The organism is Paenibacillus sp. Soil766 (genome assembly GCF_001428105.1).
GTDB lineage: Bacteria > Bacillota > Bacilli > Paenibacillales > NBRC-103111 > Paenibacillus_E.
In genome coordinates, this window is record NZ_LMSJ01000016.1 from 82515 (window position 1) to 107757 (window position 25243).

Below are 25243 nucleotides of genomic sequence, written 5' to 3' on the forward strand. Positions count from 1 at the left end.
ATTGCTTCAATAGGAGTGGAGTATATGAAGATTACAAGCAAAGCATTACGACGTAATCGGTTGACAGGGTATACATTTTTGCTTCCCAATATACTTGGATTTTTAATTTTCATTTGTTTGCCGGTTTGTGCTTCCTTCCTCATGAGCTTTACTGAATGGAATGGATTTGGTGAAATTAAGTGGGCTGGCATATCGAACTATACACAATTATGGCATGATGAAACGTTCCGTATCTCCCTGCTTAACAGTTTAATTATGACAGCAGTTTCCGTCCCGGTGACATTGTTCCTTGCAATTTTGGCAGCAGTCGCCCTCAATAAAGGTTTGAGAGGCGTTAAAATATTCCGAACGGCGATTTTCCTGCCGCACATTACAGCAACGATTGCCGTAGCTGTCGTGTGGCAGCTGCTTTATAACCCAACTATGGGTCCCATTAACGGAATACTCAGAAGTATCGGAATTGATAATCCTCCTATGTGGCTGGCTTCCACACAATGGGCACTGGTCTCGGTGATTATCGTCAGTATTTGGCATTCCATCGGTTACTACATGGTTCTTTACTTAGCAGGTTTGCAGGGGATTCCTAAGGATCTGTATGAAGCAGCTGAAATTGACGGTGCAGGTAAAGTCGCGCAATTTCGCAAAATTACAGTGCCGATGCTGTCGCCAGTCATTTTCTTCACGGTGATTATGGGCATCATCAATTCATTCAAAGTATTCGATCTGGTGTTTGTCTTGACCAAAGGAGGTCCAGGCCGTTCAACACACATGTTGGTTTACGACATTTATTACACGGCTTTCCAACGCTTTGAATATGGCTATGCCTCTGCGATGGCTTACGTGTTATTCACGATTATTCTAATTATTACGTTGATTCAATTTAGAGGACAAAAACGTTGGGTGAACTATTCCTAACGAGCTGATTGGGTTTGAGATTGGAGGGACCAGCATGAGTATGCAATTAGAATCAAGCCAGATCACCATGAGGCTGTCGAGGCGTCCACAGCTCGGCGCAGTAGTTAGAAAAACGGTGTTATATCTAGTCGTTACCGCTGTTGCCTTGTCCATGGTTGTTCCTTTTCTTTGGATGCTTTCCGCATCCGTGAAGTCCGAGGCAGAAATATTCAGCTTCCCTATTCAGTGGATACCGAGCCACTTTTACTGGTCGAATTATAGCAAGGTATGGACGGAGCTTCCATTCTTAACTTATTACTTGAATACGATCAAAATCGCTGTGTTTACCACACTGCTGCAAATTATTACATGTTCCACGGCGGCATATGCATTTGCCAAAGTGAAATTTCCCGAACGGGATAAATTGTTCTTCTTATATGTAGCGACGATGATGGTACCTTATCAGGTCATGATGATTCCGCAGTTCATGTTAATGAAGAAAATTGGGCTCATGGATTCACATTGGGCGTTGATTCTTCTAGGAGCATTTAGTCCATTCGGTGTGTTCTTGTTCAGACAGTTCTTTATGGCCATTCCGGAGGAACTCTCAGAAGCGGCCAGGATTGACGGACTGAGCGAGTTCGGCATTTATTCGCGGGTCATTCTACCATTGATACGGCCAGCGATTGCCAGCTTAACTATTTTTACTTTCATGCATGCGTGGAACGATTTCCTCGGTCCGTTGATCTACTTGAATTCGGATAGCTTGTTTACGCTCCAGCTCGGTATGCAGCATTTCCAATCGGAGCATGCAACGGAGTATGGCCCGTTAATGGCAGCAGCGGTTTGTGCCATTATTCCAACCATTCTGATTTACTTTATGGCCCAGGACCATTTCGTCGAAGGGATTTCCGCAGGAGCGGTTAAAGGGTGAGCTCCATATGAAGCCTAATATCATTTACATTTTTGCAGATCAATGGCGAAAGCAGGCTGCCGGGTTTACTGGTGAAGATCCGGTTATCACGCCGAATATTGATCAGTTCGCACGGGAGAGTCTGGTATTTAACCATGCGCTCTCTTGTACGCCACTATGTTCGCCGCACCGGGCAGCACTCATGACAGGTAAGTATCCGCAATCGACGGGGGTCTATACGAACTGTAAAATCGGTGCAAACATTATGCTGAGTCCCGAAGAGGTAGGTATCGGAGATGTCCTAAAGTCTGCGGGGTATCAAACGGGGTATATCGGCAAATGGCATCTTGATTCCCCTGAGCAGAATACGTGTCCTGAACCTGAATCAGGTGCGCGCGAATGGGATGCGTATACACCGCCAGGTCCTAAGCGGCATGGTTTTGATTTCTGGTATTCCTATGGTGCGTACGATTATCATCTCAAGCCCCATTATTGGAAAGATACGCCGGAGATGATTCAGGTCGACCAATGGTCATTGGAGCATGAGACCGATGTGGCGCTGGACTTTATTCGGGCCCGAGGGAAAGAACAAACCGATCCGTTTGCGTTATTCGTCTCTTGGAATCCGCCGCATAGCCCCTTTGAGCTTGTACCTGAACGCTACAAGGAGCTCTATAGCGGACAGGAGCTGAGCTTGCGTCCGAATGTAAGCTCGGCGCAGCTTGCAGCGCATACAGGCGAGCCCTTTGAGAGCGGGGATGAGGCTTTACGCCGGTATACACGTGACTACTTCGCAGCGGTATCGGGCATGGATGAGCAGTTTGGCCGGATCTGGCGAGAAGTTCAGGGTCTCGGACTTGCGGAGAACACGCTAATCGTGCTCTCGTCGGATCATGGTGAGCTTATGGGCTCGCACGGCCTCATGGCAAAGCATTCTTGGCATGAGGAATCCATTGCGATCCCTTGTTTGATGAGCTGGAGAGGCACAATTGGGCAGGGCAGCACGGATTTGCTTTTTAATAGTGTGGATATTATGCCTACACTGCTCGGACTTGCGGGTGTCCCCGTGCCTGGGTCAGTTGAAGGACTCGATCTGTCCGGTGATCTTCTCGGAACGAGTCATACGGATGTTTCTTCTGCCTTCATTTGTGCCTTCCCCGGAAGAAAGGATGCGATGGAGCTCTTCGCCTCCGCTGGACTAGACAATCGAAGATTTGGCTGGCGGGGAATCCGCACAAGCCAGTACACGTATGTCGTGCATAGAGGTTATGCGCCTGGCGCAGAAGTGCAGCGATTATTTTATGAACATGAGAAGGACCCTTATCAGCTCAACCCAGTTGTGTTGAAAGAGCGGCCACAGTCGGAGCTTCTGATGTCATTAGAGGAAGAACTGCAACGCTGGTTAGATCGCACTGATGATAAATTTGAATTGGCTTGAAGGTTGAAATAACGAATAGGAATTGAACGAAAAGAGAGGATGACAGCGATGTGGCGTGGAGCAATTGAAGATGCCATCGGCAAAATTCGCCGGAACTTGGAACAGCATCCAGGTACTTTTCCACATATCACCAATGAGAAGCGATATGCTTGGTCTGCGAACGAAGATTGGATTGAAGGGTTTCATACAGGGCTTACTTGGCTGAGCTATGAGTACAGTCAAGATACATTCTTCCAAGATCAAGCGAAGGAGCAAATTGCAGATTTTAAAAAGCGGTTGGAAGCTAGAGTATGCTTAGAGCACCATGATATCGGCTTCTTGTATGGACTATCCGCATTAGCAGGATGGATTGTAGAGAAGGACGAGAGTGCTCGTGATCTTGCGCTGCAAGCAGCGGATCATTTGTTAGGCAGATGGCGTGAGCAAAGCGGATTGCTGCAAGCTTGGGGCCCGGAAAACGATGAGAAGAATGGCGGTCGGATCATTATTGACTGCTTGCTGAATTTGCCCCTGCTCTATTGGGCATCCGAAATAACAGGGCAACCAAAATATGCCGAAGTCGCCTACAAGCAAGCCGAATTGTCTAGAAGGTATCTGGTGCGTGGCGACGATTCTTCTTATCATACGTTTTATTTTCAAACGGAGACAGGTGACCCGCTTGGGGGAGGCACTCACCAAGGCTACACAGATGGCTCGACTTGGACACGCGGTCAAGCATGGGGTATCTACGGCTTCGCACTTTCTTACCGATATACTAAGGATCCTGTCTTCTTGCAAACGGCTAAACGGTTGTTATCCTATTTCCTTGATCATCTCCCAGAAGATCATGTTGCTTATTGGGATTTCAACGTACCGATTGAAGCGAATACAAGTCGCGACAGCTCGGCATCGGCCATTACAGCGTGCGGAATGCTAGAGCTGCTGGATCTCCTGCCAGAAGAGGATGGGGATCGCGACTGGATCCAGCAGGGATTGGATCAAACGATGCACTCCCTCGTGAACAAGTATGCAACGATTGGCGAAGAAGCGGAAGGCTTGCTGAAGCATGGTTCCTATCATGTGAGAGGCAATAGCGGCTTGGACGACTATATGATTTGGGGCGATTATTACTACTTGGAAGCATTAATGCGGTTGGAACGAGGCATTCCAGGTTATTGGTATGAACGGAAGGCTTAGTGAAGTTAGTTAGAATGCCGCATCAGCCCATATGGAAAATAGATTGGCAAAAAACAGTTAGCATCCGCAAAATCGGATACTAACTGTTTTTTTATCACTACAGCGCGGCCGTCCATGGCTATATAAGGGATAAATGTTCATTATGTACAGGGGTATAAAACATTCACCTATTGGATTATCGTGAAACTCGGCATAATGAGAAGCATAAGTTCATGTCACAGCCCAAAGGATGAACGTAAATAATGTTAATGAAGTTAACGAGATATAGACGCAGGGTGATGACGGTGTTTAACCGTTATTTGTTTTCTTTTATATTGCTTCTATTGCTGCCTATGCTTTTTCTAGGAATTACAGGGTACTTTCAATTATCAACAATTGTGGGGGACGAAGTGGAGAGAAACAATCAATCGCTTCTGAATAGCCTCCAGCGGGAAGTGGATAACAAACTCATTATGATGAATAAAATTGCTAATCAGATTACGGAAGCACCGGAGCTATCGCCGTATCTACTTGAACAAGAGGATATGTTTAGTGCTTTTCAAGGAAAAAAGATATTGGAGAGTAAAGTTCTTGATGACAGTATTCGTGAAATTGTCCTTCATATCCGCGGATCGGAGAAGTTATATTCGTCGTTAAGCACCTATCAGGTCAATGATTTTGCCAGCACATTTTATCACTTTGCCGAATGGAACGCAGAACAATTTAAGGATGATTTAAACCATGTGAACACCACCACGCTTCGACCAGCAGAGGACGTTAAGATGGAGGGGTTACCCTCACAACGTTTGATTACCTATATCGTGCCAATTCCGCTTAGGAACCAACAACCCTACGGTACAGTTTTGTTTGAGTTAAAAGAAGATACCTTACTAAAAAGACTCAACCCAGATCAAGTGCTGCCGAATGGGAACGCGATTGTTTTCGATCAGTCAGGCAGGGTAATATCCGCCTATAAACAAGAGGATTTCTTTAAATCCGCCAACTTTTACAACCAAATCGTGAATGAGGTGGACAAACGACATATTCAAGAGTTTCAACATCAGAAGTATGTGATTTCGACCCAGAAATCAACGCAAAGTGGTCTGACATATGTCATCATGCTGCCTTATGCTTCCGTCGTTGCTCCTGTCAATCAAGCCATCTTGAAATGGATTAGTTACTTGTTATTTATTTTGGTTATTGGAAGCGTATTCGTTTACATGGTTATGGTATTCAATTATAACCCGGTTAAAAAGTTAGCTGCTCTGGTAGAAACAATTCGAGGTCAATCGATTCACAAATCGAATGTATTCGAAGCAATTGGCTCTATGATCAACGATATTGCCGATTCGAATCAAACCTTAGGCCGTAAGTTGGAAGAAAATCGTTCAGCGGTAAGAGACCATTTTCTGGGCAGTTTATTAAAAGGGGAATTTCAATCCCTGGACGATGTGAATGAAAGGGGGGAAGAGGTTGGCGTTACGTTTCCCTTTCCAGACATCACGGTGATGATCCTAGAGCTACCCGCTTCCCAATTGTTGTACAGGGAGCAATTGATTGCAGAAGTGGAACGGCAGTTCGGGGGAGATGCCATCGGACATGTAAAGATCAGCTTAGAAGAACGAAGAGCGATTTTTATTGTGTCTTGGGGAGGCAGTCCCGCGGATCGAAAGCTGTGGTTAAACCGATTACATGATCATTTGAGTATGATATTTGATATACCGATTACATTGGGGATCGGAAACGGCTATCGAGAACTTTCACAAGTGGGGCGTTCGTACTTGGAAGTATCAACGGCGATTGATTATAAGATGATCAAAGGCAATCAGCGAGTAATCTTCTTTGATGACCTCATGGCACATGATCATGCTGCTTTGTTAAACCCCAGACGTATTCTAGAAGAATTGGAAATCGTACTGCAGTACGGTGATGCATCGTTAATTACCAAGAGTGTGCAGCAGATCGCCATGAAAATGAAACAAAGCGGGATGACTCTGTTTATCGCCAAAGAGCTTTGTTATGACATGATTCATACCTGTATTGCATTCATGGAAAAGAGAAGACCAGGAAGCGCAATGGATAGCTTGCCGGACATTTTAGTGTTGACCGATTTTACGACATTAGATGAAATTGCTGACTTACTCATAAGCGCGTGCACAACATTATGTCATTCCCTTGACCTGCCCAAGTCGGCACCTCCTGCCGTAATGATCGACCAAATAAACCAATATATGTTGCAAAACTATAATGAATTTGATTTCTCTGTGCAGAAGATTGCCGAACACTTCTCTCTCTCCCTGTCTTATTTAAGCCGTTATTACAAAGAACAAACTGGTCGAACTGTTATGGAGTATTTGAAAGAGGTAAGGATCGAGCAAGCCAAACGTTTGCTTCGAGACCATAGCATCTCCGTTAAGGAGATTGTACAGCAGATCGGCTACTACGATGTGTCTAGCTTTATCCGTACGTTCAAAGGTCAAGTGGGTCTAACCCCTGGTGAATACCGCAAACAAGTGAAGTAGGTAGACAACGATGAAAACAGCATATATGCGTTCAAATTTGGCATATCGGGTTGAAATTCGTGCGGATCATAAATTTCGCATACGTGGATTGGCGATCTCACTTATTTACAGGCTGTTGTGTAGATGGTTAGATTACAACTATGAAGTTCCAGCGGAGGTGATAACAAAATGTCATTCACGATCAAAAGAATCATTCGTAACTATGATTTATACTTGCTTCTGCTGCCGACGCTTGCTTATTTTATTATTTTTCATTATGTCCCGATGTATGGTGTGCAGATCGCATTTAAAAATTTCAATCCGATTAAAGGGATTATGGGCAGTCCTTGGGTTGGCTTCGATAATTTTGAACGGTTCTTTCAATCTTATCAGTTGGGAACGATTATTAGAAATACGCTGGGTATCAGCATTTTTGAGCTACTTGTGGCATTCCCTGCTCCAATCCTCTTGGCGCTAATGATTAATCAACTAACCAACGAGCGTTTTAAACGACTTGTGCAAACGGTTACATATGCGCCGCATTTTATTTCCACCGTTGTTGTCGTCGGGATTGTGTATTTGCTTCTGTCTCCCAAAACAGGTGCAGTAAACAGCCTGCTGGGTGTATTCAACATCGAGCCTATCTTTTTTATGGGCAGTGCAGACTGGTTCAAGACGGTGTTCGTCTTCTCTGGTATTTGGCAAAATATAGGATGGGGAACGATCATTTATCTGGCAGCACTGACATCGGTGAATCCAGAGTATCATGAGGCAGCGGTTGTTGACGGAGCAACGAAACTGCAGCGTGTCTTCCACATCGATATTCCGGCAATTTTGCCGACTGTCATCATTATGCTGATCATGAACATGGGTCATATGATGAGTGTTGGGTTCGAGAAGGTGTATTTGATGCAAAATCAACTTAACATCGATTCATCAGAGACGATTCAAACTTATGTGTATAAAGCAGGGCTTGTACAAGCGCAGTATAGCTATTCTTCGGCAATTGGTTTGTTTAATACCGTCATTAATTTCATCTTATTAATCAGTGTGAACCAAATAGCGAAATCGCTAAAACAAACAAGCTTATGGTAAAAGGGGAGAGGTAAATCTATGAAGCTGGCAAGAAATAGGACGGATATTACCTTCGATGTCATCAACTATTCGTTGATTGTGATTCTACTCCTACTTGTTCTCTATCCGCTATATTTTGTTGTTACAGCTTCTGTGACGAATCCGGATTTGGTTTACTCTGGAAAGCTGTTATTTTTTCCTCAGGAATTGACATGGGATGGCTATACAAGGCTGTTTTCCGATGCGACCATTTGGGTTGGTTTCAAAAATTCATTATGGTATACAGTTACCGGAACAACGTTGAATGTCGTGCTGACGGTTATGGCCGGTTACGCCCTTTCCAGAACGGATCTCGTCGGAAGAAATGCCTTCATGTTCCTGCTTGTATTTACGATGTTCTTCGGCGGTGGGTTGATACCAACTTACCTGCTAGTGAAAGATCTCGGTATTCTGAATACAACCTGGGCGATGATCCTTCCGAATGCGGTCTCGGTCTTTAATGTCATCATTGTTCGTACATTTTTTCAATCGAACGTGCCAACGGAGGTGCTTGAATCGGCCATGATTGATGGCTGCTCGAACATTAAGTTTTTTGTTAAAATCGCCATTCCTCTGGCGATGCCGATCGTGGCGGTGATGGTGCTCTTCTATGCCGTTGGGCATTGGAATTCCTATTTCCAAGCGTTGATTTATTTGAAAAGCAACGGCTTGCAGCCGCTGCAAATTATTTTGCGGAACATCCTCATTATGAACGAAGGTTCTGATTTGCAAAATTTAATGGACGGCTCCCAAGAGCAGCAAAAAAAGCTCGAGTTAATGAAATACGCCATTATTATCGTTTCCAGTCTACCTATGATGATCTTGTACCCGTTTCTTCAGAGATATTTTGTGAAAGGCGCATTAGTTGGTTCATTAAAAGGATAGTCACAGAACTCAGGTTTGATCAAGTAAACTATTATCTAATTGGAAGGTATGGTGCTGGGATATGAATCGTAAATGGGGATTAAGTACAGTTGCACTCACATTAAGTATGGCTGTTGGACTTGCAGGATGTGGAGATAAGGAGGCAGCAACGGTTGACGGTCAGAAAGCGACGACAGCGCAAGTACCGAGTAATCTTAACGTAACCGACTTTCCAATTGCCAAAGAAAAGCTAACATTAAACATTGCTGCTTTCAAACCACCATCAGGCAAAGACTTGAATGATTATAAGTTCTTCCAGGATATCGAGACCAAAACGAACATCCACATCAATTGGAATCTGACACCAGGAAGCAGCTGGCAGGAAAAGAAGAATCTGCTATTTGCCGGCGGCGAGCTGCCAGACGCCTTCTATGCGCATGGCATTTTGAGCGAAGATACGGATGTAGTTAAATATGGTTCCCAGGGTATTCTCATTCCATTGGAAGGCTATATCGATACCTATGCGCCGAACGTAAAGAAGCTGCTGCAGGATAATCCCGTGTACAAGAAGCAATTAACGGCACCGGATGGACATATCTATTCACTGCCGACCATTGATGAAACATATTCAAGAACGAAATCAACGATGTTCATTAACAAGAAATGGTTAGATGAGTTAAAGCTGCCTATGCCGACGACAACCGATGAATTGTATCAAACTTTGAAAGCTTTCAAAGAGAACGATGTTGGAGGTAACAACAAGAAGGATCAGATTCCGATGTCCTTTTTGCAAAATTGGAATAATGATGTGAACTCCTTGTTCGGCGCTTTCGGTCGCATCGACCGTGACGTTCACAAAGCGGGTAACAATCACCTGTCCGTTGAGAATAACAAAGTAATTTATACGGCTGTTCAGCCGGAATATAAGGCAGCCATCCAATATGTTAATAAGTTGATTTCCGAAGGATTAGTTGATCAGGAAAGCTTTACGCAGGATACCAAAGTGTTCAATGCCAAAACCGCTAAAGGGATTGTAGGCGTCGCATTTGACTGGAATCCGGCTAACCAAGATTACGTTTCGCTTCCGCCACTGAAAGGGCCAGCGGGACAGAAACCCGTGTGGGCGGAATACCCTGCAGGAATTCTGCTAAGAGGTTCATTCGCAATTACGAATGTGAATAAGAATCCCGAAGCAACCATTCGTTGGATCGATAACATGTATGATCCGAAAAATTCCATGCAGCTTAGCAAAGGTGTGATTGGCGGGCAAAGCTTGAAAGAGCGCTCAGATGGCAAGTATGAAGTTGTGAATCTTCCGCAAGGGGCTAATGAGGATGATTTCAAACAAGTGCCTCCAACGGCTTATTCCGTTTGGGCTACCACGAAGGCAGCGAGTGACATGGCTGTAGCTGCTTCTTCAGGTAAACGGACTAAAATCGATATTGATGCCGTTTATGCGCCATTTCTTGTCAATGATTCATTCCCGAAAGCCTATTTCACTGCCGAAGAAAATGATCAAATTTCACGTTATTTGACGGATGTGGATGCCTATGTTAGTAAGATGTATGCCAAATGGATGATGTCTGGCGGTATTGACAAAGAATGGGACGACTACGTGAAGAAGCTGAACGAAATGGGTCTGGATAAAATGATGAAGATTTATCAAACGGTGTATGACCGCTATCAGGCCACCAAATAACGACGGCCGCTTCTTCTGAACAACAGGGGATGGCTGTCCCATAGTCTAAGGACGAAGGGATAGTCATTCTTTTTTTTACTTAAAAAGGGATGATGGAAAGGGGAGTACACATGAAGATATGTTCTTTTGACAATGGAATCCCACCGCAATTTATTTGTGATAAAGGCTCACAATTGTCTATAAGCGACCAGTATTACAAATACGGTAGGCACAGTCTGCAATGGGACTATAGCGCGGATTCCTATTTGAAAATGAATGAATCGATTCTTTACCGTCCTTATCAAGAGGGCTCGATCAGTCAGGAACGCGATTCGTTCGTTGTATGGATCTATAACGGAGAGCCAATTTCAGATGTAGTTACCTTTCAATTTGGACGGAAGGATCAAGTGGATTGTCAGTTTGCGTTTCACCTTAATTTCCGTGGGTGGCGTACGGCTTGGGTTGCGTATGAGCGAGATATGCAAGGAGATCCTCATCCAGAAATGGATACACTGACGATTCGCGCACCGCAGACAATCGGCACGGGGACGTTACACATCAATCAGCTCATGCTGAACACGCGCATCGATCCTCGTTTTCATACGCGAGATAAGCAAGTACCGTTCGTTAATCTGGAGGCAGATCTGAAAGCGAATGCACATTGGCTTAGTTTGCTTGCATTTGATGAGCTGGAGCGGAGGCATTCAATGCCTGATGTAGTATCTTCTGAGCAGCAAAGGGCTCATGGGATTATCCATAAGCGGTTCGAGGAATTGGTCTTTCAAGAGCGGACTGTCGAGCAAGACGACATGATGCGAATAAAGGAGACTTTCTCTACCTTCGGAATTTCTCGCAATGGAAATGTGATCTCAGGAAGGCCAATTGATCTTCCTTTCTTCGACCATTTTCCAAAAGTTGAGAGGGAACGATGGAAGGAACTTGCGAACAGTGTACAGCTATCCACTTACACGGATTTCATGATGGACATTGCCGTCTGCTTTCGGTCTACCGAACATGTGGGTTGGAAACAAGATCTGCACGTGATGTTTATCGATTTACTGGACCATCTGGATGAGCAAGGATGGACGTATGGCAGCTCCCAAGGGACTGTCCATCATTTCGGATACAATTATCGCAATTATTATCCAGCTGCATACTTGATGCGAGATGAATTGGCACAAGCAGGTCGGCTTGAACGAACACAGAAAACGATGTATTGGTTTAGCGGCGCAGGGCGCATTCACTCACCGATTGAAGACATTGAAGGGAATATTGATATATTCAACACGACACTTCATGGCATACTGGCAAGTCTGCTGATCATGCCCGATTCCCCAACGAAAGTCCAAGAGCTGACATCGTTCAGTGAATGGCTCAGTCAATCCCTACTACCCGCGCCTGGCCTAAGGTCGGCTTACAAATCAGACGGTTCTGCCTACCATCATGTTAACCATTACCCCGCATACGCAATAGGCGGCTTCCTCGGCGTTACGCCTGTCATCTATCTGCTTAGTGGTACCGCGTATCGAGTGGATGAACGAGCTCACGTCTCTGTTCGCAAAGCGTTGCTAGCCATGCGATTGTACACCAACAAATACGAATGGCTGGTAAGTCTATCGGCACGACATCCTACGGGGAAGGGGCAATTGGAGGTTGAGCCTTTTAAATATTTGGCGTTAGCCGGAACTCCTGAGGGGTTACAGTCGGTTGACAAAGAGGTGGCTGCTGCTTATTTACGGCTGAATCATGACGCGGAGAAATCAGAAGTTGTTGAACGGTTTCTAGGGATGGGTATTGCACCAGAAGAGGATCCAAATGGACATTGGACGATGAATTTTGCAGCGCTGGCGATACATCGCAGAGGCTCGTGGCTAGTAGGCGCAAGAGGTCATAGTCGTTATTTGTGGGCGAACGAATCGTATGTCAGCGCCAACCTCTATGGTCGGTACATTTCGCATGGTCATGTGCAGATCATGAGTCAAGGCCATCCCATCAATAATGAGTCTAGCGGCTATCATCATGATGGCTGGGATTGGAACCGCTGGCCAGGGACAACGACTGTGCATAAACCGATACCAGAACTGCGTTCGGATGTGCGAAACGTGGATACGTTTAGTGGTTTCGAGGAAATGTTGCTTTCAGATGAAACGTATGCTGGCGGATTGAACTTAGAGGGTCGCAACGGCATGTTCGCGATGAAGCTGCACGAGCATCCCAAATATGAAGGCAGTCACCGTGCTCGCAAATCCGTCTTCTTCTTCGATAATCGGATTATATGTCTGGGCTCCGATATCGAGAATACGAATACGACCTATCCAACCGAAACGACACTATTTCAGAATCACCTCGCTGATCAGGGAAGTCCAATTTGGGTGAATAACCATAACCCAATTATTGAATTTCCATACGCGTGTGAGCATGTTCTGGACGAATCCATATGGGTTCTGGATCAATTGGAGAATGGTTATTATGTTCCAGCAGGACAAACGCTGTCGTTGTCCAGATGCGTTCAGCATTCCAAACATCAATCTACGGATGCGGATACGCAGGGTAGTTTTGCTGCTGCTTGGTTGGGTCATGGCTGCGCACCGCAACAAGGGAGCTACGAATATACGATACTTGTGAAAACGGATCGGGATGATCTCGAAGCCTTTTGCAAGAACATGCAAAGTGTGGCATTAGCGCCGTATAGCGTGCTTCGCAAAGATCGCAGTGCCCACATCGTGAAGGATCTTGCGAACCAAACGACGGCTTATGCGATATTTGAGGCGAATACGAGTGTCGATACAGGATGGCTTTATGATGTCGACACGCCATCAATGATCATGATCCGAGAGGCAGGCGATGAACTTATCATTAGCGCGGTCGATCCGGATTTACGCTTATATGAAGGCAAGGAATCCGATCAATATGATGAGGGAGGTAACCAAGTAGAAGTTAGCGTGTATTCTCGTAAATGGGTCCATGCTGAGAGCATACCGTCCACAATGCGGCTCATCCTGAGAGGGAATTGGATCTTGAAAGATGATTATTTGGGTTGTCGACTCGCCGCAGGAAATGGAGATGATTATTCAACGGTAATAGAAATTGCGTGTAAGGACGCAATGCCACGGGAGTTTGTTGTGCAGAAAAAATGATAAATGGGGGCGTAAAATGAGACTTTCAATGAAGAAATGGATGGCTAGTCTACTTGTATTTGTGATCTTCTTCTCATTATGGATAAGTCCGGGTCTGGGTGGGTTACCACCCGCCCTAGGGGCAGCAACCGTTCACGTCAGTGTAAATTATGATGAAAGTGCGACGGCCAAAAACACGAAGATTTACAATGGGACAACCTACACGGGGACAATTGGAGGTGCCTGGGGGACTTATAATTCTGCAGCAAATACAGATTATGTCATGATGGCACAAGCCCCCTTGCGTGATGATTACAGTCTCAAGATGACTTCCAATACAACCAACCTGAATACCGGTAGAAACAATTTGGGTGGTGCTGTAGCAGGAAATAGCGGAATTTCGGGTAATCTTGTGTTCGAAGCTTCGGTCTACATGAATAGTACACAGCATCGCAGGGACATACAATTCAGGAGCTTAAATGCACCCGTTCCTGCCTCGGCAACTACGAATGTCTCTGTCCTTTCCTTTGATAACACGGGGAAGATAAAGGATGCGAATAATACAGCGCTAGCCAATTATGAGGCGAATACGTGGTACCGTTTGAAACTATTCGTTGATAACACGGCGAGGAAGGTAAGCTATTTTGCCAATGATCAATTTCTAGGAGAAGCGTCCCTTCCAGCGGCATGGTTGAATATCAGACACATCTATTTATATCAATATTATAAAAGTGGAGTACAAGGTGAGTTCTATGTAGATGATCTTAAACTCGCGGATTATGTACCCGTGTCAGGTCTAACTACCTCACTTAATGCACTTGAATTATCAGAGACGACCCATTCTACCATCACGGCAACTACCCTGCCTGCAGATGCATCGGATCAACGCTTCGTATGGGAGGTGGATGATCCAACGGTTGCTACTGTCACTTATGGCTTGATTAGCGCCTTGAAGGAAGGCAACACGACCGTTACGGTGAGCACTTATGGAGGCGCATTCACCAAAACGATTCCGATAGCCGTAGTAAAACCAGTCCCATTGACCAACATTACCTTACCCAACCAATCTTCCTTGGTTGCAGGGAAAACACTGCCCTTACAGGTTGTATTCCAACCTGATAACGCGACGAACAAAAAGCTGAACTGGCAGTCATCAGATTCGAGTGTTGCAACGGTTGATACGAATGGGGTAGTCACTGGAATTGCTGCAGGAAATGCAACGATAACGGCTACATCGCAATTAAACGCTGGGCTTACAAGCCATACTTCGGTAACCGTGACACCATTTATTCCCCTTGTAAGTGTAAGTTTTACGAATGCGCCGTTACAAATGACCAACTATGATACCTTTCAATTGGAAACTGACGTTGTGCCAGCTAACGCGACCGATAAGCTGCTGACATGGCAATCGAATAATTCCTCAATTATTCGTGTTGATGAGAATGGACTTGTAAGCGCGTTGAAAGTAGGCACGGCAATTATCACGGTAACTTCGTCCAATGGTAAGCAAGCCTCTGCGACGATTGATGTAAAGGCTCCCGTACTGAAAGATCCCCAAGAGTACGATAAGCTAAGAATTCGCTGGAAGGAAACGATAACGGGGAAGGACACTTTAGACGTTACGAACAATGAAATTAAGAGAAGAATTGATGACAATGCAGCGAAAGCCCAATTGTATTGGGATAGCCTGCAAATGGATAGTGGCAGCACTACGCTTTGGACGGATTTAGTGCCTTCCGCATCGGATTCAACTTTCGTACTTGATCACTATACACGTTTGAAAACGATGGCACAGGCATACGCAACGAAGGGAACGCTTCTCTCTAACAATCCAGAGTTAAAGGTGGACATTCTTCAAGCTATGGATTGGATGTTAGACCATTTATATACGAACTCAGGGGTGGAATTTGGCAATTGGTGGAACTGGGATATTGGTATACCAACGCGGTTAGCGGATATTCTTATCCTCCTGTATGACGATTTGACGCCAGAGCAAATTGCAAGGAATACAGCAAGTATCGATCATTACATTGGTGATGTTAGTTTACCTACGTTTACACAGGTCGGGGCCAATCGTTCGGATATTATGTTGATTGAAACGAGAATGGGTCTTGTAGAGAAAAATTATGATCGTCTTATTCAGGCACGTGATGGATTAACGCCGCTATTTGATTATGTGACAACAGGTGATGGTTTCTATGAGGATGGTTCATTTATCCAGCATAGTAAGGTCGCTTATACAGGTAGTTATGGTGAAGTGCTTATTAGTGGCATGGGGAATTTGCTGCTGTTATTGAATGGGAGCACTTGGCAGCCCGTAGTTCCTGAGGTAGAGCATGTGTATCGATGGATCCGAGAAGGTTATGCGCCGGTCATGTACAAAGGACAGATCTTGGATATGACGCGGGGGCGTGCGATCGTTAGGGAAGGCTTAGATGCCTATGGATCAGCCAAAAATATACTACTTGGTATGTCTCGTATCGCGCAAACGGCTTCAGCGGAGAGGGCTGCCTATTTAAAAAGCTTCATTAAATATCACTTCCAGTTTCTATTGGCTAGAGGGCTGACATACAGTCAACTCCCTCTGGATTTGGCAGATACGATAAAAGAATGGATCGAGAACCCGGCTATTCAGCCCATAGCCGAACTTCCAGAGCACTTTGAAATGAATGCAATGGCTCGCAGCATACATGTAGGCAATGGCTATCTATTTGGCGTGAGCAAGAGTTCTAAGCGAATTGTAACCTATGAGTTGACGAATGGTGAAAATGCGAAAGGCTGGTATACCGGTGATGGCATGACCTATCTGTACAATAATGATGTAGCGCAATACACGGATAACTATTGGGCAACCCTTAATTGGTATCGCTTACCAGGTACAACTGTCGTTGTGAGACCCAGGACTTCCGATCAGTACCAATATGGCGATGGGGAATCATCTCCTGCAAATGCTTGGGCCGGCGGCGCGGTTCTAGGGAAATATGGGGTTACGGGCATGAATTTAATCCAGAATGGCACACAGATGAAAGCGAATAAGTCGTGGTTTACGTTTGACAATGAAATTATTGCCTTAGGCTCAGATATTACAAGTACAGATAATAAAACCGTAGAGACGATTGTAGAACAGCGCAAGCTTACAGGAAATAATACGAATGATCTTTATGTAAATGGGGAGCAAAAGAACGGATATTTTGGAGAAGAAACGGTGGAGCATCCCGAATGGTTTCATTTGCAAGGTAATGTGGCAGGTGCCGATATGGGCTACGTCTTTCCTGGGACACAATCACTTAAACTGATGCGTGCGGAACAAGAAGGCCGATATTCAGATACAAGCTTGAGTAACCCGCCTGAAGCAACGGTACCTACTGAGCCCTTACAAAATAATTATTTAACCATGTGGTTTGATCACGGTTCGAATCCAACCAATGCTAGTTATCAATATGCTATTCTACCTAATGCTAGCAAGACCGAAACCTCAGCGTATGCTTCCTCTCCCGATTATACGGTTCTGGCTAATTCACAGGACGTTCAAGCAGTTCGTGAGAACAAACTGGGTATGACGGTTTTCAATTTCTGGAAGGATAAAGTAACTTCTGTTGACGGTTTGACCTCCAATAGCCAAGCATCCGTCATGTTGAAAGGGAATAGACATACAGGCGTATATGAGATTGCCGTTGCTGATCCGACTTTGGAGAATAATGGGTTCATCGACATTGAGCTAGATAAGCCAGTTCAACACGTGATTAGCAAGGATGATCGAATTGAGATTCAACAACTTAGTCCTAAGTTGAAATTCAAAGTAAATGTACAGGATACGATGGGGAAATCGCAGCATGTCTCCTTGCAACTGGTACCTGAACCTGAAGAAGAAACGGGATCAGGTACAACAGATCCTGAGCCAACAATGCCTGGAGCAACCAATCCGGAACCAACAGAAAAGCCTGATAGCGTCAACGTGAAAGAGGATAAAGCTACTGTAGAAATGGGACATGACAAGGACACCGTCTCCGTGCCAATTGAGCAGATTCCGAATGTTCCTCTGGAAGTTCAAGGAGTGACGGCTCAGATTACAGTTCAACCTGAAGTAGTGCAAGCACTGAGGGACAAAGTAGTTGGCAATGGCAGTCAAACAACACTTGAAATAATGGCGCGGCCCGTCTTGGAGCCTTCCATTTTGCAAGCAGGTGCATCAGATCCAACCGTTCGTGTAAATCTAGCAAGTCAAGTAATTGAATTTGCACTAAGTATGCGTTCTGAGGATGGCGACACGTGGTCAGCAGATATGTTTCAATCAGGCGTTGAAATTGTTCTGCCGTTTGATCCTGCAAGCAAGGATCCGGAGCTGCTAGGGGTCTATCGTTACAATAAAGCTAGCGGGAATTGGGAATATGTTGGCGGTACCATTAATGTATTAGCTAATCAAGCAATATTCTCACCAGAGCAACCAGGCATCTACGCTGTACTCGCATATGATAAGAAGTTTGATGATATGCCTGAATCACATTGGGCATCACGAGCCGTGCAGGTATTATCTGCGAAACATATCATTGAAGGGATGACTTCGAGTGATTTTAAGCCCAACGGGAAAACGACGAGAGCGCAATTTACTGCGTTGTTGGTTCGTGCCTTGCATGTAGAGAAGCAGGCAACATGGACTTCGGAATTCGATGATATTCAGGAAGATGACTGGTATGCCCAAGATGTTGCTGCAGCAAGACGCGCAGGCTTAGTCGCGGGTGTAACGGATCAGACATTCGATCCGAATGCGGCAATGACGCGTGAACAGATGGCGATCCTAGTAGTCAGAGCTTATGAGTATTTGAATGGCAGCTATACGCTAATCCATCGTAAACTGGATGATTATACAGATCAAAGTGACATTTCCACATGGGCATTAGAAGGTGTAAACAAGGCCATCGAACTAGGTATTCTTTCAGGCATCTCGAACGAGCGCTTCTCTCCTTCTTCTACGGCTTTACGAATGGAAACGGCTGAAGCGTTATACAAGTTTCTTAAGAAGAAAATAGGTGGAGGTTGATTAGCAGAGGAAGGCAACCTGGGAGGGGCACAGAATATGTATGGCCTGGGTTGACAATAGTGCACAACGATGATAAATTAAAACTTATAAAACACATTGAATTAATCGGAATTAAAAGCTGACTGGTCATCCGGAAGCATGGATCAATGAATCCATGCTTTTTCTTATTTTACAAAGAGGAGTGGAAGTGTAATGGGCGTATTATTGGACTCTTTAAACCTTACAAACTTAAATAAAGTGGATCGATGGGGCGATTATAATAAAACCAATATTCTATTCAATCAAGAAACAGTGAATGTGAATTTAATCGGTACGGATCATAAACAGATTCCTTCTTTGCTCCATGCTTTAAAGACGAATAAACTGACGCTAGGGAATATTCAAACATCTCTAAAGCAAGTTGATTTGTACAACTCGGAGGCTATTCTCTACTCGGAACAGGGAGATAAATACAGGGTGCCGTTGTTTTGATCCTGCTGATGGAACCATGGCGAGGAATTAGGTTTTTTCTCCGAACGCCCCGACCAGATGACTGGAGATGCTTCATCCTTATTAGGATGTTTGTGTCTCTTTTTTTTGAATAAATAGCTTAGAGGAGGAGTACTTATGAAAATAGATTGGACATTTACGTTGGATCAACCCTGGACGCTGGATCGTGTGTTGAATTTTGTAGCCATGGCGAATCAATATACGAGTCAGATTTATTTAGGTTCACACGGAGAAAAGGTGAATGCGAAAGGCCTCCTAGGGATCGTATCCTGGAGTATGTCACTTCGAGAACAATCAACCATCGCTCTTCAACTTGACGGTATCGATGCACAGCAAGCGTTCGAGGGTGTATCTACTTATTTACAAAATCAAGATGATGATTTACATACAATGTACTCTCGAAGTTCTTGATGATGGGTAAGCCGGAGAGGAAGTCATGGTCATTATTTCAAATGAGATTGGCCTTACGATTTTTCGTAAGGCTTTTTAGCAACGTTGCAGCCTCTCTTTTTCCTGTATTGTTGCTTAAAGAAAGTGTATGTTACTATGGGAGAGACAACCCATAACTTACCGAAGGGGAATACCTATGGCCCTAACGAAATGGATCAAATGGCTGATTAACGTTGTGCCGAACATGAAGTTGAATCAGAGGTTTTTGGCCAGCTATCTCTTTGTCTGCATTATTCCGCTATTAATTGTAAGTATAATCATTTATTACCAATCAGCTAATAGTTTGGAAGAAGCTTCGCAAGAGTTTGCTGCGCTATATACGTCGCAGATCGAATCATCGATGAACGACTTTCTTCAGGAGTATGACAGGGTGACCAAGACGGTCCTGATTGACAACGATATCCTGTCTCGTCTAGGCGAAGAGAAGCTTCCTATGTCAGAAATGATTGTCAATAATAATATGATCAATCGAATTCTCATGAGGATCGCGTTGCTTAAGCCGGAAATCAGCTACATGACGCTGATCACGAAAGGGAATAAAGTCTATCATTACTCGAACAGCTCCAACGTAGTAAATGAAAGTATCCTGTTGCAACAGGATTGGTATAAGAAGAGTGTGGGTCCAGAGGAAACATTGTTCATCACGCCACTCCACGATCGCTCCTACTATGAGGATAAAGGTGAGGGTGCGGTTATAACCGTCGGCAGAGTGCTGCTGAACTCTGATGGTTCTTACGCAGGTGTCCTGTTGATTGATATGGACCCTTCCCATTTGCTGAAGCTGAATGAGAATTTTATCGTGGCTCGGGATCGTTACGATATGCGGGTTATCGTCAGTAACAAAAAGGGAGAAATGGTTTACCACTCCGATCTGACCAGCGGCAAGACGAACTGGAAACAGCTTTCAGCCAGTCAGAACAGTCCTGGAATGGATAAGAATGATGAGACAATGATTGTACTAACTGGGAGCATGGCATCGAACCAGCTAATGGTAAGAACGGAGATTCCTCGGGATAAATTGCTGCTGAAAATTGGTAATATGAAAGTTTCGACCATTTTGGTCATCGCGATTAGTTTTTTGTTTATTATTGTGATCTCGATTGCCATGAGTTCTTACATTACCCGGCCTATTATGAATCTTCGAAGAAGCATGAAGCAAGCAGAAGCGGGACTATACCATCCGATTGAACTGAAAATTCCCAATGATGAAATCGGAAGTCTGATACGTAGCTATAACAAGATGATCATCACGATCAAGACGCTTATTGAAGAGGTCTATCTGGCAGAAATCAAGCAAAGACATGCGGAGTTTCTTGCACTTCAGCACCAGATTAATCCCCATATGCTCTACAATACGCTCGAATCCATTCGAATGAAAGCGCTTGTAAAGGAACAGGACGAAATCGCCGGCATGATTAAGATTCTCGCCCGTATGTTTCGATTATCTTTGGGGAAAGAAGCAGGTCATCACTTGGTTAAGAATGAAGTGGATTATACCGTGAACTATTTGAAGCTTCAAAATATTAGGTTCGACGACCGATTCAAACTGCATGTCCAAATGAGCGAAGAAGTGTTGCAATGCCGCATCCTGCCGCTTTTATTCCAGCCGATTGTTGAAAATAGCATCAACCATGGTTTTCATGACTATAGCAAGGTCATGAATATTTATCTGGAAGGAACGATTACGGATGATAACGATCTCTGGATCCGAATTTCGGATGACGGGGAGGGCATGGATACATCACAAGTCGAAGAACTGAACAAGAACCTGGCTGAGGCAGAAGCGAACAAGTTAAAGTTGGATGACTTAATAGAAGCTTCGGGGATGAGCATAGGCTTGAGAAATATTGCTGAGCGGATCAAGCTGCAATATGGAGATCGCTATGACATGACAGTGAATTCCTTGCGGGGCGAAGGAACGGTTGTTGAATTTCGTATACCCAGACGACAGTAACAAGGAGAGACTGTGAGCTCCACGCAAAGTTCCCTTAGTATGAAGGGCTTCAAAAAAAACGCGAAGGGGGAGTTTAACTATGAGGCTGGTCATTATAGATGACGAGAAAGGGATCGTAGATGGCTTAAAAACCATTGTGAGACGATATCTGCCCACATGTGAAGTTGTTGGAACGGCGCACAATGGCATCGAGGGTTGTAAGCTTGTTCAGGAAATGCAGCCAGACATCGTAATAACGGATATCCAAATGCCGCAATTGGACGGCTTACAGATGATTCGCAATTTGATATCTTCCGGCAGTAAGGCCAAATTCATTATTTTGAGTGGTTATGCCGATTTTGAGTATGCAAGACAAGGGATCGAACTGGGAGTTAAGTCTTATCTGACCAAGCCTGTTGAAGAAGAAGAACTTGAAGAATGCGTAACCAAAGTCATAGCCGAGATCAACTTGGAACATGTGCAAGTACGGCAAGAGAATGAATTGGTGCTAAAAGGTATGCTAATGACGGGGTACAACCCTGAATCCCATAACACTCAAATATTGAATGTGTTGCATGTACCTGTTTCAGGTCATGACTGCGTATGTGCGCTATTGGAGTTCGGGTGTGAGATCGGCAAGTTGCAGGAAGAACGTATCCTGGGCAGATTGAGGAACGACTTAAGACACTACGACCAGATGCAAGCATTCCGATATGAAGGCTCTCAATTTGTAGTCATTATCGTGAATGAGAAGAGGTTTGATGAATCCAATCTGATTCGTGATGTGAAAATATTGCAAGAATGGTTCAACCAAACAGGGGGGATGTCGGTATCGGTGGGGATTGGTCAGCCTTATCCAGTACCAGCGGGATTGAGCACTTCATTTGAAGAGGCACAGCAGGCGCTGCGCTATAAGTTGATTAAGGGCAGCAATGCCGTTATCCCATTCAAGGAGACGGAGCGGATTTCCGACAGCAGCAGCATCGTATCGGAGGAGGATATGGCACTGTTGGAGAAATCCATCGAAGATATGGATGCCGAAGGAAGCAGGGCTGTCATTGAACGGATCTTTAAGATCATTGAAGTGGAGAATAGGTTGAATCTTGCCGACCTACAGCATCAAATATTGATTATTTTATTATCCAGTATGAGACGAATGACGTTTATGCAACTACAGATGAATGACTTCCTTGGTAAATACATGCTTTCACAGGATGAATTATCCCGATTCAAAACACTGGACGAATTGAAATTATGGTTAATTCAAGCGACTGAACGCATCATTGAGCAGAAGTTGACACGCAGTACGCCGAAGAAAAAAGATGTAATCTCCGATATCAAGGAGTACGTAGCCGTCCATTATAATAGTAACATCACCTTGGCGGACTTATCTGCCCGATTCTTTATTAACCCGTATTATTTAAGCCAGTTGTTTAAGGAAAAGACCGGTGACACGTACTTAAGCTATTTGATGGGAATCCGCATAAAGAAAGCAAAAGAGTTGTTAGAAGAAACGGACTTGAAAATATATGAAATTTGCCAAATGGTGGGGTATGCGGATACGAATCATTTTAGCAAACTGTTCGAAAGAATGAACGGCTGTACACCAACCGAATATAGAAAAAAGTGTAAAATATAGCTAAATGTGAAGCACCCTTTCTCCCAAAACAAGGAGGGAAGGGGTGTTTTTTGTCGGAAAACTTAAAAGTACCCTAGTGTAAACTTAAAAACCACCCTTTGAGCTTTTAGTGGAATCACGGTATATTTTTATCATGAAAACGGATTCAAAAGACAGATAAACACGAAGGATGTGGAGAGAATCAAATGAACAGCACAATGTCTGTTGCCGGCAAGGGGGAATTGGCAAAGCGGACGCGAGTACGTCCTTTCTCATTGCTTTGGCGCAATATAAGAACCTATTGGCCGCTTTATGTGATGGCTGTCCCTGGTATTGCTTTTATTATTATCTTTAAGTACATTCCGTTAACCGGATCGTTGATCGCTTTTCAGGATTATTCGGTGTTTAAAGGCTTTATGGACAGTCCTTGGGTTGGCTTCAAGCACTTTAAGATGTTGCTTGATTACCCAGATTTCAATCGCGTTTTTACGAATACGCTCATTTTAGGCATATTGAAGACGCTGTTCGTATTCCCAGTACCGATCCTGTTGTCACTAATGATTAATGAGGTCAGGAAAGCAGCGCTCAAGAAAGGGATTCAAACGGCTTTATATATTCCGCATTTCCTGTCGTGGGTCATCGTAGCGGGGATCGCCTTTGATTTGTTCGCGACGAGTGGATTGTTCAATTTGGTAATCGGTTGGTTCGGCCATGAACCTGTATTGGCTATGCAAGAAAGCTCTTATTTCCGACCGATCTATGTACTTACAGGGTTATGGAGGGACGCTGGCTGGGGCACGGTCGTCTACATGGCAGCGATCAGTTCCATTGATCCGCAGCTTTATGAATCGGCCATGATGGATGGCGCGTCGAGATTCAAACAGATGAAATATGTGACATTCCCGTTGTTGCTTCCGACGATTCTAGTCCTGTTCCTACTGGAAATCGGCAATTTTATGGAACTTGGCTTCGATCATGTCTATAACCTGTTGACGCCAATGACGTATAGTGCCGGAGATATACTGGATACTTATGTGTTCCGGACGGGTATTCAGCAAGCACAATACAGCTTTGCGACAGCCGTTGGTTTGTTTCAGTCAATCATCGGATTTATCCTGGTCTACACGTTCAATCGATTGTCCAGGAAAGTTTCGGATGGGGGGCTTTGGTAACTATGCATTTGTCCAAAAGTGAAAAGGCGTTTGGGTATGGCATCTTGGTATTGCTATGTATCTTCTCGGTCATTGCCCTGATTCCACTCCTGTCGGTTATCTCGATCTCGTTCAGTTCGAGCCGGGCCGTGGATTTAAACCTAGTGACGATCTGGCCCAAGGAATTCACGTTAGACTCATGGTCATATTTGCTAGCGCGATGGGATTTGTGGAGATCCTTCATCTTGACCGTGTTTACAACCGTTATCAGCACATTTCTCGCCTTGCTGGTCACTGCACTCTTAGCGTATCCTTTATCTAAAAAAGAATTCCTTCCCGCAGGTATTCTCATGGTCGCAGTGGTCATTACGATGGTGTTCAAGGCTCCAATCGTCCCTTATTTTCTTACGGTACGAAGCATCGGCTTGTATAACAATCCGTTGGTTCTGGTCATCCCCCATATATTAAGTCCTTTTAATCTAATCATTATGAGGACATTCTTTAAACAGTTTCCGAAGGAACTGGAGGAAGCGGCTTTTATGGAAGGTTGCGGCTATTTCCGAATGTTGTTCTACTTCGTGCTTCCGCTATCCAAAGCTGTGTTGGCGACACTGGCGTTATTCTATGGGGTTGTAGTGTGGAACCAATTCCAACATCCGCTCTTTTTCATCCAAAATCCGGATTGGTTTCCCCTCCAGTTGAAGATCAGACAGTTTATTACCGATCCGAATGAAATGCCTTTTGTCGAGTCGATTATGGATATTAATTATAGTGAGCGAACGCTGAAATCTGCTACTGTTGTATTTGCCATTATCCCAGTTGTTCTCATCTATCCTTTCGTGCAGAAATACTTTGTCAAAGGAGCCATGATCGGCTCTGTGAAAGGGTAATC

16 protein-coding genes are annotated in these 25243 nt (G+C 44.5%); all 16 read left to right on the forward strand.

The features are described 5' to 3' along the window. Positions 1 to 24 precede the first annotated feature (24 nt). The 16 genes from ASG89_RS13715 (at position 25) to ASG89_RS13790 (ending at position 25241) form a co-directional block, all read left to right on the forward strand. Positions 25 to 915 carry a carbohydrate ABC transporter permease gene (locus ASG89_RS13715; protein WP_063867867.1) on the forward strand — a complete coding sequence of 297 codons (891 nt, stop codon included), beginning with the start codon at positions 25 to 27 and terminating at the stop codon, positions 913 to 915. 34 nt (positions 916 to 949) lie between these two features. After that, positions 950 to 1828, forward strand: a complete 879-nt coding sequence (locus ASG89_RS13720; RefSeq protein WP_082593163.1) for a carbohydrate ABC transporter permease — start codon at positions 950 to 952, stop codon at positions 1826 to 1828. A gap of 7 nt (positions 1829 to 1835) precedes the next feature. Further along, a complete protein-coding gene (locus ASG89_RS13725) occupies positions 1836 to 3245 on the forward strand; it encodes a sulfatase (RefSeq protein WP_057311274.1) in 1410 nt (469 codons plus the stop codon). Between the two features lie 48 nt (positions 3246 to 3293). Further along, the gene (locus tag ASG89_RS13730; RefSeq protein WP_057311275.1) at positions 3294 to 4421 is read left to right on the forward strand and encodes a glycoside hydrolase family 88 protein; all 1128 of its coding nucleotides are present in this window, start codon (positions 3294 to 3296) and stop codon (positions 4419 to 4421) included. A 242-nt stretch (positions 4422 to 4663) separates the two neighbouring features. Beyond that, the gene (locus tag ASG89_RS13735) at positions 4664 to 6922 is read left to right on the forward strand and encodes a helix-turn-helix domain-containing protein (RefSeq protein WP_057311276.1); all 2259 of its coding nucleotides are present in this window, start codon (positions 4664 to 4666) and stop codon (positions 6920 to 6922) included. A gap of 168 nt (positions 6923 to 7090) precedes the next feature. Continuing rightward, positions 7091 to 7996: an ABC transporter permease gene (locus ASG89_RS13740; protein ID WP_057311277.1), complete on the forward strand. Its 906-nt coding sequence runs from the start codon at positions 7091 to 7093 to the stop codon at positions 7994 to 7996. Positions 7997 to 8014: 18 nt separating this feature from the next. Next, positions 8015 to 8899 (forward strand): carbohydrate ABC transporter permease, encoded by an 885-nt coding sequence (locus ASG89_RS13745; RefSeq protein ID WP_057311278.1) that lies wholly within the window; start codon positions 8015 to 8017, stop codon positions 8897 to 8899. A gap of 61 nt (positions 8900 to 8960) precedes the next feature. Further along, positions 8961 to 10577, forward strand: a complete 1617-nt coding sequence (locus tag ASG89_RS13750) for an extracellular solute-binding protein (RefSeq protein ID WP_057311279.1) — start codon at positions 8961 to 8963, stop codon at positions 10575 to 10577. Positions 10578 to 10687: 110 nt separating this feature from the next. Then, complete coding sequence (locus ASG89_RS13755) at positions 10688 to 13693, forward strand: chondroitinase family polysaccharide lyase (protein ID WP_057311280.1); 3006 nt, start codon at positions 10688 to 10690, stop codon at positions 13691 to 13693. A gap of 28 nt (positions 13694 to 13721) precedes the next feature. Then, positions 13722 to 18710: a polysaccharide lyase family 8 super-sandwich domain-containing protein gene (locus ASG89_RS13760; protein ID WP_235549755.1), complete on the forward strand. Its 4989-nt coding sequence runs from the start codon at positions 13722 to 13724 to the stop codon at positions 18708 to 18710. Between the two features lie 192 nt (positions 18711 to 18902). Beyond that, positions 18903 to 19181, forward strand: a complete 279-nt coding sequence (locus ASG89_RS13765; protein ID WP_235549756.1) for a hypothetical protein — start codon at positions 18903 to 18905, stop codon at positions 19179 to 19181. Between the two features lie 135 nt (positions 19182 to 19316). After that, the gene (locus ASG89_RS13770) at positions 19317 to 19610 is read left to right on the forward strand and encodes an HPr family phosphocarrier protein (RefSeq protein ID WP_057311282.1); all 294 of its coding nucleotides are present in this window, start codon (positions 19317 to 19319) and stop codon (positions 19608 to 19610) included. A gap of 175 nt (positions 19611 to 19785) precedes the next feature. Beyond that, positions 19786 to 21603, forward strand: a complete 1818-nt coding sequence (locus ASG89_RS13775) for a sensor histidine kinase (RefSeq protein WP_057311283.1) — start codon at positions 19786 to 19788, stop codon at positions 21601 to 21603. 79 nt (positions 21604 to 21682) lie between these two features. Beyond that, on the forward strand, positions 21683 to 23221 hold the full coding sequence (locus ASG89_RS13780; RefSeq protein WP_057311284.1) for a response regulator: 1539 nt from the start codon (positions 21683 to 21685) through the stop codon (positions 23219 to 23221). A gap of 296 nt (positions 23222 to 23517) precedes the next feature. Further along, the gene (locus ASG89_RS13785; RefSeq protein WP_235549758.1) at positions 23518 to 24372 is read left to right on the forward strand and encodes an ABC transporter permease; all 855 of its coding nucleotides are present in this window, start codon (positions 23518 to 23520) and stop codon (positions 24370 to 24372) included. 2 nt (positions 24373 to 24374) lie between these two features. Beyond that, entirely contained in the window at positions 24375 to 25241 is an 867-nt protein-coding gene (locus tag ASG89_RS13790) for a carbohydrate ABC transporter permease (RefSeq protein WP_057311285.1), read from the forward strand. Positions 25242 to 25243: the final 2 nt, after the last annotated feature.

Excerpts from the sequence above, each read along its gene's own strand:
- ASG89_RS13755 (WP_057311280.1), top strand. The coding sequence starts at position 10,688 with ATGAAGATATGTTCTTTTGACAATGGAATCCCACCGCAATTTATTTGT.
- ASG89_RS13730 (WP_057311275.1), top strand. The coding sequence starts at position 3,294 with ATGTGGCGTGGAGCAATTGAAGATGCCATCGGCAAAATTCGCCGGAAC.
- ASG89_RS13775 (WP_057311283.1), top strand. The coding sequence starts at position 19,786 with ATGGCCCTAACGAAATGGATCAAATGGCTGATTAACGTTGTGCCGAAC.
- ASG89_RS13715 (WP_063867867.1), top strand. The coding sequence starts at position 25 with ATGAAGATTACAAGCAAAGCATTACGACGTAATCGGTTGACAGGGTAT.
- ASG89_RS13765 (WP_235549756.1), top strand. The coding sequence starts at position 18,903 with ATGGGCGTATTATTGGACTCTTTAAACCTTACAAACTTAAATAAAGTG.
- ASG89_RS13790 (WP_057311285.1), top strand. The coding sequence starts at position 24,375 with ATGCATTTGTCCAAAAGTGAAAAGGCGTTTGGGTATGGCATCTTGGTA.
- ASG89_RS13760 (WP_235549755.1), top strand. The coding sequence starts at position 13,722 with ATGAAGAAATGGATGGCTAGTCTACTTGTATTTGTGATCTTCTTCTCA.
- ASG89_RS13745 (WP_057311278.1), top strand. The coding sequence starts at position 8,015 with ATGAAGCTGGCAAGAAATAGGACGGATATTACCTTCGATGTCATCAAC.
- ASG89_RS13780 (WP_057311284.1), top strand. The coding sequence starts at position 21,683 with ATGAGGCTGGTCATTATAGATGACGAGAAAGGGATCGTAGATGGCTTA.
- ASG89_RS13785 (WP_235549758.1), top strand. The coding sequence starts at position 23,518 with ATGGCTGTCCCTGGTATTGCTTTTATTATTATCTTTAAGTACATTCCG.
- ASG89_RS13720 (WP_082593163.1), top strand. The coding sequence starts at position 950 with ATGAGTATGCAATTAGAATCAAGCCAGATCACCATGAGGCTGTCGAGG.
- ASG89_RS13750 (WP_057311279.1), top strand. The coding sequence starts at position 8,961 with ATGAATCGTAAATGGGGATTAAGTACAGTTGCACTCACATTAAGTATG.
- ASG89_RS13770 (WP_057311282.1), top strand. The coding sequence starts at position 19,317 with ATGAAAATAGATTGGACATTTACGTTGGATCAACCCTGGACGCTGGAT.
- ASG89_RS13735 (WP_057311276.1), top strand. The coding sequence starts at position 4,664 with ATGTTAATGAAGTTAACGAGATATAGACGCAGGGTGATGACGGTGTTT.
- ASG89_RS13725 (WP_057311274.1), top strand. The coding sequence starts at position 1,836 with ATGAAGCCTAATATCATTTACATTTTTGCAGATCAATGGCGAAAGCAG.
- ASG89_RS13740 (WP_057311277.1), top strand. The coding sequence starts at position 7,091 with ATGTCATTCACGATCAAAAGAATCATTCGTAACTATGATTTATACTTG.